We start from the raw sequence: 13005 nt of genomic DNA, 5'->3' as shown, positions 1-13005 counted from the left end.
ATAAATCATTTCGAGAAAGAGATTTCAAACCACATGAAAGTAATTTTCGTGGAGAGACAAGGCGTGTCGCTGGTGAGTATGACGTGTCGTGATTAATGAAAATCGGAGGGCGGGATTTTCATGGCTTTCCAGATCACCACATAACCCTGTGGGAGCGAGCCGGCTCGCGAAGGCGGCTTCACATTCAACATCTTCATTGCCTGACCCGCCGCTTTCGCGAGCAAGCCCGCTCCCACATTTTGATCGCATTCCTTCAGGCAGACCGCGTTCAATCTGTAGGAGTGAGCTTGCTCGCGAAGGCGGCTTCACATCCAACATCTTCATTGCCTGACCCGCCGCTTTCGCGAGCAAGCCCGCTCCCACATTTTGATCGCATTCCTTCTGGCAGACCGCGGTCACCTGTGGGAGCGAGCTTGCTCGCGAAGACGGCTTCACATTCAACATCTTCATTGCCTGACCTACCGCTTTCGCGAGCAAGCCCGCTCCCACATTTTGATCGCATTCCTTCTGGCAGAACGCGGTCACCTGTGGGAGCGAGCCTGCTCGCGAAGACGGCTTCACATTCAACATCTTCATTGCCTGACCCGCCGCTTTCGCGAGCAAGCCCGCTCCCACATTTTGATCGCATTCCTTCTGGCAGAACGCGGTCACCTGTGGGAGCGAGCCTGCTCGCGAAGACGGCTTCACATTCAACATCTTCATTGCCTGACCTACCGCTTTCGCGAGCAAGCCCGCTCCCACATTTTGATCGCATTTCCTTCAGGCAGACCGCGGTCATCTGTGGGAGCGAGCTTGCTCGCGAAGGCGGCTTCACATCCAACATCTTCATTGCCTGACCCGCCGCTTTCGCGAGCAAGCCCGCTCCCACATTTTGATCGCATTCCTTCTGGCAGACCGCGGTCACCTGTGGGAGCGAGCTTGCTCGCGAAGACGGCTTCACATTCAACATCTTCATTGCCTGACCTACCGCTTTCGCGAGCAAGCCCGCTCCCACATTTTGATCGCATTCCTTCTGGCAGAACGCGGTCACCTGTGGGAGCGAGCCGGCTCGCGAAGACGGCTTCACATTCAACATCTTCATTGCCTGACCCGCCGCTTTCGCGAGCAAGCCCGCTCCCACATTTTGATCGCATTCCTTCAGGCAGACCGCGTTCAACCTGTAGGAGTGAGCCTGCTTGCGATTGCGGTGGGTCAAAACAAGATCATTTGACTGACACGACGCTATCGCGAGCAGGCTCACTCCTACAGTTTTTGATCACCTTCCTTCTGGCAGAATGCGGTCAACCGGTGGGAGCGGGCTTGCTCGCGAAGGCGTCATCACATCCGACATCTTCATTGGCTGACCCACCGCATTCGCGAGCAGGCTCGCTCCCACAGTTTGGACTGCATTCTTTCAGGCAGAACGCGGTCAACTTGTGGGAGCGAGCCCGCTCGCGAATGCTTCACTCGGTGCGCGCTGAACTCACACCATTTCGTTACGAATCCATTCCACCACCGACGTGCGCTTTGGCGTCCAGCCCAGCAGGTCGCGGGCGTGTTTGCCGCGTACGCGGCTGTTGGAGCCGAGGCCGTAATTAGCCATTTCATAGCCCCATTCGGCTTCGGCGTCCTGCAGCGGCCAGTCTTGCGGCTGGCCCAGATCGAGGGCTTCAGCCATGGCGGTGGTCATGTCGATGAACGATGCTTCACCGCTCTCGACAAAGTAGAAAGTGCCCGGCACGTTTTGGGTCAGCGCCAGTGAATACAGGGCGACGACGTCTTCGATGTGCACGTTGGACCAGATGTTCTGGCCGCTGCCGACGTGGCGAACGACGCCGCTCTTGCGCGCCTGTTTCAGCAGTCGCGGCAGTTGCACGCTGTCGCGGTTGACGCCCAGGCTGTGGCCGTAGATCAGGGTGTTGCAGATCACCGCCGAGTTCACGCCATCCTGCGCCGCCGCGAGCACGAGGTTGTCGATGGCCACGCGCGCCGCCTTATCGACGGTCGGTTCCGGCAGATTGTCTTCGTAATAGATGACATCGCTGGATTTGCCGCCGGAGGCATCGCCGACAATGCTCGAACCGCTGGTGTGCAGAAAGACTTTATTCGAGCCGCGCAAAGCATCGAGCAACGCTTCCACCGCACCGCGATGATCGCTGCTGGCAGCGTTGATGACGGCATCGGCAGCACGCGCCTGTTGCGCCAGCAATTGGCTGTCATCGAGGGTGCCGATCACCGCATGCATGCCCAATGCTTTCAGCTCATCCGCCTGCTCCGCGCTGCGCACCAGACCCGTAACTTTGTGCCCGGCCTGCACCAGGCCGGTGGCGATGGAACCGCCGATAAAACCGGCAGCGCCGGTAACGAATACGTTCATGGAGTAACTCCCTGCGTGAATAAGTGATGCAGCGAGTATCGGCCGATGAACTCAGGCGAAAAACCCGCTCTCGGCCAATTCACTCTTGCTTAGGGATCACGAATCAGCCCTTGAATTCGGCGCTGGCGTAGGCAGCGAGTTTGCTCTGGATAAAGTCGAGGAAGCACTGGATGCGCAACGCCAGTTGCGAGTTGCGGTAGTACACCGCGTTGATCGGCTGGCGGTAGCCGCTGTTGAATTCGCCGAGCAGGACTTTCAGGCGTCCGGCGCGAATATCGTCGATCGTCATGAAGTGCGACAGACAAGCGATGCCCTGCCCTTCCAGCACCAAATGGCGAACGGTCTCGCCGCTGGAGGCGCTGATCGCCGGGTTGATCGGCCAGCGGTCGCCGTGCACATAGCGCAGCGGCCATTGGTTGAGGCCTTCGTTGTGGGTGAAGCCGAGCAGCGTGTGTTCACTCAGGTCTGCGACCTGCCGGGGCGCACCGTGTTTTTTCAGGTACGAAGGGCTGGCGACGATCAATAACGGACTGCAACCGAGCGAACGCGCGTGCAGCGTCGAATCGGCGAGGGTGCCGATGCGGATGGCGACGTCGGTGCTTTGTTCCAGCAGGTCAATGATCAGGTCATTGCTGTTGAGTTCGAGCTGAATGTCCGGATACAGCTGCCGGAATTCGTCGATGTAGGGGACGATGGCGTGGAGCATGAACGGCGAGGCGGCGTTGATGCGCAGGCGTCCGGAGGAGTTTGCTGGCGCGAAGACAGGCGTTCTTCGAGTTGCTCCATCTGATCGAGAATCAGCTTGGCCTGTTCGAAGAAATACTTGCCCTCCTCGGTCAGGTCCATGCGCCGCGTGGTGCGGTTGATCAGCGTGGTGTCGAGCTTGGCTTCGAGCTTCGATAACGTGCGACTGACGGCCGACGGCGTCTGCCCCACCTGCTCGGCGGCGGCGGATATCGAACCGCATTCGATTACGCAGACGAAAATCTGCAACTCATCGGATCTGGCTTTCACGGGTGTCCTCGCTGGAATCGCCGATCGCAGCCTGTCGCCATGCCCACTGTAGGAGCTGCCGAAGGCTGCGATCTTTTGCTGTAACCCGGATAGTAGCCCGAAACCCATCAGGCCTTGAGGCCAAACACCTCAGTCAGATGCTGCTCATAACGCGCCACATCGTTCTCGATGTTCGGACGCTTCATGACGTCGACGCAGAGGAAGGTCGGCAACGCGGTCATGCCCAGAAACTCGTTGGCCTTGTGGAACGGGAAGTACACCGCGTCCACGCCTTTGGCTTCGAAGAAATCCGTCGGGTCATCGAAGGCTTGCTGCGGCGCGTTCCAGGTCAGCGACAGCATGTATTGCTTGCCCTGAATCAGACCGCCACTGCCGTACTTCTGCGAAGCATCGGAACGGGTGCGGCCGTCGCTGGCGTAGAGGCTGCCGTGGCCTTCGGTGAAGACTTCGTCGATGTACTTTTTCACCGTCCACGGCGCGCCCATCCACCAGCCCGGCATCTGATAAATGATCACGTCGGCCCAGAGGAACTTGGCCACTTCTTCAGCAACGTCGTAGCCGTCATCAATGAAGGTGGTCTTGACGTCGACACCGCCGCGATCGAGCACGCTCAGCGCGGTCTCGTGCAGGGTGGTGTTGTAGCGGCCATCGGAGTGGGCGAATTTTTTACCGCCATTGAGCAACAGCACTTTCTTCATCGAAAAACCTCGGCGCAGCCTTTGAGGCTGGATTGAAACAGGAATTGGAATGGCGGCAGGTTAACCATCTATCTCGCGCGGAAACAGCCACGTCGGCGCAAAATACATTTGATCAAAACGCACGAATTGACAGCCAATTGTTGCCGTAGCATTTGGCGCTTTCTGCATTCGAGGACGTTGTGATGAGTGAACGCCAGGGTTTCATCCTGCACGCCAAAACCCGCCCGGAAAAAGCCGCCGAGTTCGAAGCGCTGTTCCGCGCTTACGTCGAGCCGAGCCGCGCCGAACCGGGTTGCATCGAGTACCACATGCTGCGCGACAAGGAGGATCCGACGCTGTTTATCTTCTACGAAATCTGGGCAAGCCAGGCGCATCTGGATGAGCACTCGGCATTGCCGCACATGAAAGCGTTTTTCGCTAGGCGCATGGACTATCTGGAGCGCGATTTCGATATCCGCGCGATCGACATGCTCAGCGAATCGTCGGCTAGCCGCTGATCAGCAAATGGGCGCCGAGCGCGCCCAGTCCGATAAAGAACACGCGCTTGAACAGCACCGCACTGATGCGCTGACGCAACCATTGGCCAAGCCACATGCCGAGCATGGCCGGGATCAGCGCCAGCAGCGAGGCGCTCAATTCGCCACCGCCGAGTGCGCCGTGCCAGAGCAGCCCGAGCGCCAGCGCCAGGGTCGAAACCGTGAAGGACAGGCCGAGTGCCTGCACCAGTTCATCGCGGCTCAGCCCCAGCGCTTGCAGATACGGCACCGCTGGAATCACGAAGACGCCGGTGGCGGAGGTGATGACGCCGGTGATCAGCCCACACAGCGGGCCGAGCCAGCGTTCATGACGCGGGTTGACGTGCAAACTCGGCAGAAACAGTCCGCTCAATGCGTACAGCAGCAGCGCCGCGCCAAGTCCGCGCACCACCCAATGGCCGCCGGCCATGCCGATCCACAGGGTGCCGATGCCGGTGCCGAGGAAGATCAGCAGCAGCATGGGCCAGAGGCGTTTGAGCAAGCTTTTCAGATGGCCGCCGAAGCACAGCTGCCAGAGGTTGGTAAGGGTCGCCGGAATAATCAACAACGCGGCAGCCTGCGACGGCGCCATAGCCAGACCGAGCAGGCCCATCGCAACGGTGGGCAGGCCGAGACCGATCACGCCTTTGACCGTGCCGGCGAGCATGAAGGTAGCGATGACCAGTAAAGACAGGACCAGGCCGAGGGTTTGGTAGAAGTCGGTAAGTGTGTGCATTGGGGTAATGTGCATTGATCCGGGTTGGAGGAAAATCTGCCATATACTGAGGCAGCCTCTTCCTGTGCAAGAGGCTGATCTTTGCAGTGATGCATCTGGCCTCATCGCTGGCAAGCCAGCTCCCACAGAATCTCGGTTGTTCATCCATTTAGAGATCAACAAGCAACCTGTGGGAGCTGGCTTGCCAGCGAAAGGGCCAGCCCACACACCATAAAAATCAGAGGCAAACCCCATGCACTTCGACCTCACCGACCTGCGCCTCTACCTGCACATCCTCGACACCGGCAACATCACCGCCGGCGCCGCCCGCAGCCACTTGTCCCTCGCCGCCGCCAGCGCTCGAATCCGCGCGATGGAAGCCTCGCTGGGCGCTGAATTCCTCGAGCGCGGCCGCCGTGGCGTTACCCCGACTCCGGCCGGCAAAGCCCTCGCCCGCCATGCGCGGATCCTTTTGCAACAGGCCGAACGCATGCAGCAGGATCTGGCCGAATACGCGCAAGGCGTCAAAGGTCAGGTGCGACTGCTGTGCAATACCACGGCGATCACCGAGTACCTGCCGGAAGTGCTCGCCGATTTCCTGCGCAGCCATCCCAACCTCGATATCGATCTACAGGAACTGCCCAGCGCGCGGATTATTCATGCGTTGCGCGAAGGCGCGGCGGATCTGGGGATTGTGTCCGATGCGGTCGACACCAACGGCCTACAGACTCAGGCGTTTCGCGACGATCCGCTGGTGCTGATTCTGCCGCTCGATCACCCGTTATCTGACGCCGCCGAGGTCAGTTTCAGCGACGCGTTGCAGCACGACTTTGTCGGACTCAGCGCCGACAGCGCATTGGCGATCTATCTGGAAGAACAGGCTCTGCACAGCGGCGCGCGGATGCAGGTGCGCATTCGCGCCGATGGCTTTGATGGCGCGATGCGCATGGTTGCCCGAGGCGCCGGACTGGCTATCGTGCCGTTGGCCGCTGTCCAACGCGCGATGCTCGAGCAGTTCAAGTGCGTGACTCTGAATGAGCCATGGGCGCGCCGCAGGTTATTGCTCTGCGCGAGAGACTTCGCCGCGCTGCCGGGTTATGCCCAGGCATTGTTACAAGCGCTCATCGCTGCGCGTTTCTGAGCACTCCGATGTCGACCCCAGACAACTGAGCGGCAACCGGGCGCTATAGGGTGCGACTTCATTTCTCAAGTCCACTTGCCCGGAGTCCCCATGACCGCGACCGCCCCTATCACCGTTCTGCGCGACACTCACCCGCTGCCGGTACTCGACGCCTGCAAGTGGGAAAAACTCGAAGGCGACCCGCACACCGTCAACCTCAACGCCTACACCAGCGAAGACGGCAGCAAGATCATGGGCACGTGGATCTGCACGCCGGGCAAGTGGCGGGTCGATTATGTGAAGTGGGAATACTGCCATTTCCAAGAAGGCTACTGCGTGATCACCCCGGACGGCATGGCGCCGATCCACCTGCGCGCCGGCGATATCTTCGTGGTTGAGCCAGGCATGAAGGGCACGTGGGAAGTTGTGGAGACCGTGCGCAAATATTTCGTCTTCGCCTGATGCAAAAAAGCCGGGAAATCACCCGACGTGATTTCCCGGCAAATATCCCGGCGTTGCTAAAACCCGTGGCGAGGGGATTCATCCCCGCTCGACTGCGCAGCAGTCGCAAACCCTGAGCACTCGGTTTGCCTGACACAATCCAGGGGCTGCTGCGCAACCCAACGGGGATAAATCCCCTCACCACAAAGGTCTGACCGCGATTACTGCGGCTTGCGATAGCTGTTGATGATCGCCGAGAAATCCTTCCCGCCGTCACCGCGCTGGCTCATCGCCTGATACAACTGCTGCGCCACCGCGCCGAGCACCACCGGTTGATGCGCCTGCCGCGCCGCTTCAGTCGCCAGCCCGAGATCCTTGAGCATCAGTTCCGCCCCGAACCCGCCGGTATAACCGCGCGAGGCCGGCGCCGTTTCGACGATGCCCGGCCACGGGTTGTACATCTCCGAACTCCAGCAGCGGCCGGTCGAGCTGTTGATGATCCCGGCCAGCACGCCGGTGTCGATCCCCAGCGCATCGCCCAACGCCATCGCCTCACTGACGCCGACCATCGAAATCGCCAGCAGCAGGTTGTTGCAGATCTTGGCGATCTGGCCGGTGCCGACTTCACCGCAATGGACGATGTTGCGGCCCATCTGCGCCAGCACCGGTTGCAGGGTGGCGAACAGTTCCGGGGTGGCGCCGACCATGAAGGTCAGCGTGCCGGCGGTCGCGCCGCCAGTGCCGCCGGAGACCGGCGCATCGGCCATGGCCACGCCGTGTTTGGCGGCGGCCGCAGCAACGTCGCGGGCGGTCTGCGGATCGATAGTGCTGCAATCCACCGCCGGCACGCCTTGGCGAATGCCGGCGAGCACGCCCTCCTCACCCAGCCAGACACTGCGCACATGCACAGCGGCCGGCAGCATGGTGATCACCAGTTCGGCATCCTCGGCAGCCTCACGCGCCGAAGCACGAATGCTGCCGCCCAATTGCTCGAGTTCCGCCAGCACGGTTTTGTTCAGGTCGACCAGGTTCAACGAGTGGCCGGCCTTGATCAGGTTGCGCGCCATCGGCGCGCCCATGTTGCCCAGCCCGATAAATGCGATTTTCATGATCGAATCCTCAGCGCAGGTTGATGGTGGTGTTTACGCCGTCGTTGACGCTGTCATCATCGAACCAGCGCGCCGTTACCGTTTTGGTCTGCGTGTAGAACTGCACCACTTGCTTGCCGTACGGGCCGAGGTCGCCGAGTTTCGAACCGCGCGAGCCGGTGAAGCTGAAGAACGGTACCGGTACCGGAATCGGGATGTTGATGCCGACCTGCCCGACGTCGATTTCCGTCTGGAATTTGCGCGCCGCCGCGCCGCTCTGGGTGAACAGGCCAGTGCCGTTGCCGAACGGATTGGCGTTGACCTGCGCGATCGCCTGATCGAGGGTGTCGACTTCCAGCACCACCAGCACCGGGCCGAAGATTTCCTGGGTGTATATCTGCATGTCGGTGGTCACACCGGAGAACAGGGTCGGGCCGACAAAGTTGCCCTGCTCGTAGCCCGGCACACTGATGTCGCGACCATCGAGTTCGAGCTTGGCACCTTCCTTGATGCCGCTTTCGATCAGTTCGAGAATCCGCGCCTTGGCCTTTTTCGAAATCACCGGACCGACATCGGTGCCCGGCTCGCTGCCAGCGTTGACCCTGAGTTTTTGCGCCAGCGCTTTCAGATCCGGCAGCCACTGTTTTGCGGCACCGACCAGCACCACCACCGAGGTGGCCATGCAGCGTTGCCCGGCGGCACCGAAACCGGCACCGACCAACGCATTCAGCGCTTGCTCGCGATTGGCATCCGGCAGCACCACGGCATGGTTTTTGCGCCCATCATCGACTGCACGCGTTTGCCATGTTTGCCGGCCAGGTCATAAACGTGGGTGCCGACAGCGGTCGAACCGACGAACGACACGGCTTTGATGTCCTTGTGCGTGCACAGGCCATCGACCACATCCTTGCCGCCATGAACGACGTTGAGCACGCCCGCCGGAACGCCAGCCTCAATGGCCAGTTCCACCAGCAGCATGGTCGACAGCGGATCCTGTTCCGAAGGCTTGAGCACGAAGGTGTTGCCGCACGCGATCGCCATCGGGAACATCCACAGCGGAATCATCGCCGGGAAGTTGAACGGCGTGATGCCGGCGCAGACGCCGATCGGCTGGCGCAGGGTGTAAGTGTCGACGCCGCCGGCGACGTTCTCGGCGAACTCGCCCATTTGCAGGGTGCCGATCGAGCACGCGTGCTCGACCACTTCCAGGCCACGGAAAATATCGCCTTCGGCATCAGCAATGGTCTTGCCCTGCTCGGCGCTGAGGACCACGGCGATGCGCTTGGAGTGCTCGCGGATCAGCGCTTGCAGCTTGAGCATGATGCGCATCCGCGCGCCGATCGGGGTCAGTTTCCAGGTCTGGAAGGCACGCTGCGCGGCGCTGACAGCGGCATCGACCTCAGCGGCGGTGGCGAACGGAACCTTGGCCAGCACTTGCTGGGTGGCCGGGTTGACGATGTCGTGCCACTCGGTGGTCTGCGACTCGACCCATTCGCCGTCGATCAGCAGTTTGACCTTTTGCAGCGTGGTGTCGTTGGGCGTAAGCGATGCGTTCATGCTGGTCTCCAGAACTTGTTTTTATCGTAGGAGCCAAGGCGAAAGGTTCGCCTTGAGATGAGGCGTGTATCACGAATTGGTTGTCGGACTGTTTTTGGAGTATAGATGTGCAAACTTCTAATAAGAACGCACATATAAGCCCGACCATCATGCAAAAAACATCACCTCGCTAGGCTCGCTGAACTGGGACGACCTGAAGTTTTTCCTCGAAGTCGCCCGCACCCGCAAGGCCAGCACCGCCGCCAAACGCCTGGCTGTCGACTACACCACAGTGTCGCGACGCATCAGCTCGCTGGAAGCGGCGCTCGGCACATTGCTGTTCGAAAAATCCCGCACCAGCGGCTTCGTCCTGACCACTGAAGGCCAGCGCTTGCTCGGTTATGCCGAGTCGATCGAAAGCACGTTGCACATGGCCTGCGAGCAAGTCTCGGGCTCGGGCGTTGCCCTCTCCGGGCACGTGCGCATGGGCTGTACTGAAGGCTTCGGCAGTTTCTTCATCACCCCGCAACTGAGCCACTTCGTCGACGCCTACCCGGCAATCTCGGTGGACATCCTGCCGCTGCCGCACTTCATCAGCCTGTCCAAGCGCGAGGCCGACATCGTCATCGCTCTCGAACGGCCGGAGCACGGGCCGTACGTCTGCTGCAAACTCTGCGACTACCGCTTGCAGCTGTACGCAACCCAGGACTATCTGGACAAACACCCACCGATCCGCCGCCCGGCCGACTTGAGCAAGCATCAATTCATCAGTTATGTGGATGATCTGGCGTTCAGCTCAGAGCTGCTTTACCTGGCCAACGTGCTGCCCGGCGCCAGCGCAAACTTGCGCAGCACCAGCGTGATCGCGCAATACGTTGCCGCGCAGCAGGGCCGCTCGCTGGCAATCCTGCCGTGCTTCCTCGCCGCACAGGATCCACGATTGTTGCCGGTGTTGCCCGAGGAAATCGACATCACCCGGCAGTTCTGGATGTACTGCCGGGAGGATTTGCGCAAGTTGAAGCGGATTACCTTGTTGTGGGATTACATTCGCGAGGTGACTGAGCGTAATCAGGCGCTGTTGATGGGTGAAACGCGGGAGATGCGCTTTGCCGATTAATCGGCGCTGACCACGATCGACACCCGGCGATTTTCCGTGCGCCCCGCTGCGGTGTCGTTGGAAGCCACCGGTTCGCTGCTGCCGAGGCCTTGCAGCTGGATGTTTTCCGGCTTCATACCGACCGTGCCGAGGACGTTGGCAACGCTCTTGGCCCGACGCAGCGACAGTTGCTGATTGTAGGTTTCTTTGCCCGACGCATCGGTGTGGCCATCGACGCGCACCCGCTCGATCCCCACGCCGAGCAGCGCTTTGCCGATGCGTTCGACGATTTCCGTGCTGGCTGCGTTCAGGCTTTCGACATCGCTGCCAAACAACACTTTGCCCGACAGGCCGAATTCCCAACCGTCGTCGGTCAACTCGAAACCCTGCTGTTTGAGCACGGCGACCTGCGCCGGTGTCAGGCCTTTCTGCGGGGCGGTCTGGCAACCGCTCAGGGTCAGCGCGGTGATCAGCAGCAACGCGGAAAACAGTCGAACGGGAAATGTGAACACGGGCATCAGCTCCTGGTGTGAACGGAATCGACCGGGCGCTCCGACCCGGCGGTGAATTGCGCGCCACGCGACAGGCGCTTGGCCTGATACATCGCCGCGTCGGCTGCGTTCAGCAAGGCACCCGGCGTGGCGCCATGATCGGGATAGACGGCGATACCGATACTGAGCGAGGTCACTACACTGCTGTCGCCGGGCAGGGTGATCGGCATGTCCATGCTGGCGAGAATCTTGTCTGCGATGTGCTCAGCGTCTTCGACCGTGTGCAGCGGCGCGAGCAGCACGGCGAACTCGTCGCCGCCCAGCCGAGCGACCAGATCATCCTCGCGCAATTGCGCTCGCACGCGATTGGCGATCGCCACCAGCACGGCGTCGCCCGAGGCGTGGCCGAAGTTATCGTTGATGCCTTTGAAGCGGTCGCTGTCGAGAAACAGCACGGCGACCCGCTCATCGTGTTTTTTGCCGTTGCGCAAGGCGCGCATCAAGCGGCCTTCAAAAACGCGCGGTTGGGCAACCCGGTGAGGCTGTCGTGGGTCGCTTGATGGGCGAGGGTTTCGTTTTCGTTCTGCAGGTGGGTTTGCCAGGACTCGAGTTCGCCGAGCAAGGCATTGAAGTCGTTGCCCAGATTGTCCAGTTCGGCGATTTGCGCCGGCGGCACGCGCCGATCCAGCGCTCGTTCGCTACGGGCGGCGTGGGCGACGGCGGCGAGGCTGTGTAACGGGCCGATGATCGCGCGCAACTGCCGCCGCGCCAGATAGAGCGCGACCAAGGCGCTGATCGCGGTGCACAGCACAATCCCGGCCAGGCCGCTGAGCAGGAAGCGCATCAGGCTGCCACCGTGGCCGATGAGCAGGACGCGACCGATTTCACGGTCCTGATGCTCGATCGGCAGGCTGACCGGTTTTTCCAGTATGGCGCGGGTGATCTGCATTTCCAGCTCGGAGAACAAGCCGGTCTCGACGCGCTGCCATTGCGCGATCAATTGGCCTTGCGCGTCGAGCACTCGGGCATCTGCCACTTCCTCGGTGGAAGCGATGATCGCCAGCGCCTCGGTTGCCGCCGCTTTGTCATTGAACACGACGGCTGCTTCGACGGTGTAGCTGATCGAACGGGCGATCAAATGCAGGTTGTGGTCGGCATAGACCCGCAGCGCCAGCACGCCCAGCAAGGTCAGCGAAACACTGGCCATCGCCACCGCCACCAGCGCGACGATCAAATGCCCACGGCCGATGACCGAGCCAAGAGTGGGGCGAGCCTTCCAACTGAACAGCTTCATGGCGCCGCCGCTTTGCGACGGGACAACTGCAACACGCTGGGGTGTATGCGCACACCACTGCGAGCCACGGAGTCGAGATTGACCTCGAACGACACTTGTTCATCGCCAACGCGCAGGCAGAACAGACTGCCGACGGTGCATTGATCGTCCGCTTCGCTGATGCTCAGCACCGGGTGCCCGATCAACGATGCAAACAGGCGACTGCGTTCATCGGCGGTGAGCTTGCCGATGTACACCGCATCGCATTCGCTGACGATGGCCGGGTTTTCCGCTAGCAGACGCCGCACAGCCACCGGCCGACCCGTGGCTTGGGTGGTGCCTTTGACCAGGTCATCGGTGTATTCGGTGGGGCCGACGATGCACAGGCGCAATTGCGCCGGTTCCACCGGCCAGCGTGCATAGCTGAGGATGCCAAGCACTACTTGCGTGACCGCTTTGGCTCGTTGCTCGGCCGGCCCGGTTTGCGCTTGGGCGATGGCGCTGCCCGTGAACAACCAGAGCAAAACGATCAGCAATGCGCGCTGGCAGGCCACCACACGCTGTGTCGCCCAGACGGCCACCTTCATGGAGGGATTCTCTTGGAGCGTAACGAAATGATGCCGCAACGATAGCACAGCGCCAGAACACCAGCGAGGCGCCTG

At 61.0% G+C, this 13005-nt stretch carries 11 protein-coding genes and 3 pseudogenes; 4 read left to right on the top strand and 10 right to left on the bottom strand.

The features are described 5' to 3' along the window. Positions 1 to 24 precede the first annotated feature (24 nt). From LJU32_08140 to LJU32_08125, 4 genes and pseudogenes are all read right to left on the bottom strand, one after another. Positions 25 to 729 carry a hypothetical protein gene (locus LJU32_08140; GenBank protein ID WKV90184.1) on the bottom strand — a complete coding sequence of 235 codons (705 nt, stop codon included), beginning with the start codon at positions 727 to 729 and terminating at the stop codon, positions 25 to 27. Positions 730 to 1462: 733 nt separating this feature from the next. After that, on the bottom strand, positions 1463 to 2356 hold the full coding sequence (locus tag LJU32_08135) for an NAD-dependent epimerase/dehydratase family protein (protein ID WKV90183.1): 894 nt from the start codon (positions 2354 to 2356) through the stop codon (positions 1463 to 1465). Between the two features lie 103 nt (positions 2357 to 2459). Further along, a pseudogene (locus LJU32_08130) lies at positions 2460 to 3370 on the bottom strand (LysR family transcriptional regulator). Between the two features lie 107 nt (positions 3371 to 3477). Then, positions 3478 to 4068, bottom strand: a complete 591-nt coding sequence (locus LJU32_08125; GenBank protein ID WKV90182.1) for an NAD(P)H-dependent oxidoreductase — start codon at positions 4066 to 4068, stop codon at positions 3478 to 3480. A gap of 182 nt (positions 4069 to 4250) precedes the next feature. Here LJU32_08125 and LJU32_08120 point away from each other — a divergent pair, with 182 nt between their 5' ends. Then, on the top strand, positions 4251 to 4565 hold the full coding sequence (locus LJU32_08120; protein WKV90181.1) for an antibiotic biosynthesis monooxygenase: 315 nt from the start codon (positions 4251 to 4253) through the stop codon (positions 4563 to 4565). Here LJU32_08120 and LJU32_08115 read toward each other — a convergent pair. After that, positions 4555 to 5319 (bottom strand): sulfite exporter TauE/SafE family protein, encoded by a 765-nt coding sequence (locus LJU32_08115; GenBank protein WKV90180.1) that lies wholly within the window; start codon positions 5317 to 5319, stop codon positions 4555 to 4557. The two genes, LJU32_08120 and LJU32_08115, sit on opposite strands and share 11 nt — an antisense overlap. 232 nt (positions 5320 to 5551) lie before the next feature. On the opposite strand from LJU32_08115, the gene LJU32_08110 reads away from it, so the two are divergent. Next, positions 5552 to 6439: a LysR family transcriptional regulator gene (locus LJU32_08110; protein ID WKV90179.1), complete on the top strand. Its 888-nt coding sequence runs from the start codon at positions 5552 to 5554 to the stop codon at positions 6437 to 6439. A gap of 90 nt (positions 6440 to 6529) precedes the next feature. Further along, entirely contained in the window at positions 6530 to 6880 is a 351-nt protein-coding gene (locus LJU32_08105) for a cupin domain-containing protein (protein ID WKV90178.1), read from the top strand. Between the two features lie 200 nt (positions 6881 to 7080). Here LJU32_08105 and mmsB read toward each other — a convergent pair whose 3' ends face one another. Together mmsB and LJU32_08095 are read right to left on the bottom strand one after the other, a co-directional pair. Next, the gene (gene mmsB / locus LJU32_08100; protein WKV90177.1) at positions 7081 to 7968 is read right to left on the bottom strand and encodes a 3-hydroxyisobutyrate dehydrogenase; all 888 of its coding nucleotides are present in this window, start codon (positions 7966 to 7968) and stop codon (positions 7081 to 7083) included. A 10-nt stretch (positions 7969 to 7978) separates the two neighbouring features. Next, positions 7979 to 9504 (bottom strand): annotated as a pseudogene (locus tag LJU32_08095) (CoA-acylating methylmalonate-semialdehyde dehydrogenase). 160 nt (positions 9505 to 9664) lie between these two features. On the opposite strand from LJU32_08095, the gene LJU32_08090 reads away from it, so the two are divergent. Next, complete coding sequence (locus tag LJU32_08090; protein WKV91060.1) at positions 9665 to 10600, top strand: LysR family transcriptional regulator; 936 nt, start codon at positions 9665 to 9667, stop codon at positions 10598 to 10600. Here the strand turns inward: LJU32_08090 and LJU32_08085 are convergent. The 3 genes and pseudogenes from LJU32_08085 to LJU32_08075 form a co-directional block, all read right to left on the bottom strand. Beyond that, complete coding sequence (locus LJU32_08085; protein ID WKV90176.1) at positions 10597 to 11097, bottom strand: OmpA family protein; 501 nt, start codon at positions 11095 to 11097, stop codon at positions 10597 to 10599. The two genes, LJU32_08090 and LJU32_08085, sit on opposite strands and share 4 nt — an antisense overlap. After that, a pseudogene (locus LJU32_08080) lies at positions 11097 to 12364 on the bottom strand (diguanylate cyclase). The gene LJU32_08085 and the pseudogene LJU32_08080 overlap by 1 nt, the downstream one beginning before the upstream one ends. Beyond that, on the bottom strand, positions 12361 to 12930 hold the full coding sequence (locus LJU32_08075) for a YfiR family protein (protein ID WKV90175.1): 570 nt from the start codon (positions 12928 to 12930) through the stop codon (positions 12361 to 12363). The pseudogene LJU32_08080 and the gene LJU32_08075 overlap by 4 nt, the downstream one beginning before the upstream one ends. Positions 12931 to 13005 lie beyond the last annotated feature (75 nt).

The sequence above is a fragment of the Pseudomonas sp. B21_DOA genome, assembly GCA_030544685.1.
GTDB classification, from domain to species: Bacteria; Pseudomonadota; Gammaproteobacteria; order Pseudomonadales; family Pseudomonadaceae; genus Aquipseudomonas; species Aquipseudomonas fluorescens_AO.
The sequence above is the reverse complement of the archived record's forward strand: the minus strand, read 5'-3'. Positions and strand labels throughout refer to the sequence as shown.

Coding starts and splice junctions, on each gene's coding strand:
- LJU32_08135 (WKV90183.1), bottom strand. CDS start 2,356: ATGAACGTATTCGTTACCGGCGCTGCCGGTTTTATCGGCGGTTCCATC.
- LJU32_08125 (WKV90182.1), bottom strand. CDS start 4,068: ATGAAGAAAGTGCTGTTGCTCAATGGCGGTAAAAAATTCGCCCACTCC.
- LJU32_08120 (WKV90181.1), top strand. CDS start 4,251: ATGAGTGAACGCCAGGGTTTCATCCTGCACGCCAAAACCCGCCCGGAA.
- LJU32_08115 (WKV90180.1), bottom strand. CDS start 5,319: ATGCACACACTTACCGACTTCTACCAAACCCTCGGCCTGGTCCTGTCT.
- LJU32_08110 (WKV90179.1), top strand. CDS start 5,552: ATGCACTTCGACCTCACCGACCTGCGCCTCTACCTGCACATCCTCGAC.
- LJU32_08105 (WKV90178.1), top strand. CDS start 6,530: ATGACCGCGACCGCCCCTATCACCGTTCTGCGCGACACTCACCCGCTG.
- mmsB (WKV90177.1), bottom strand. CDS start 7,968: ATGAAAATCGCATTTATCGGGCTGGGCAACATGGGCGCGCCGATGGCG.
- LJU32_08085 (WKV90176.1), bottom strand. CDS start 11,097: ATGCCCGTGTTCACATTTCCCGTTCGACTGTTTTCCGCGTTGCTGCTG.
- LJU32_08075 (WKV90175.1), bottom strand. CDS start 12,930: ATGAAGGTGGCCGTCTGGGCGACACAGCGTGTGGTGGCCTGCCAGCGC.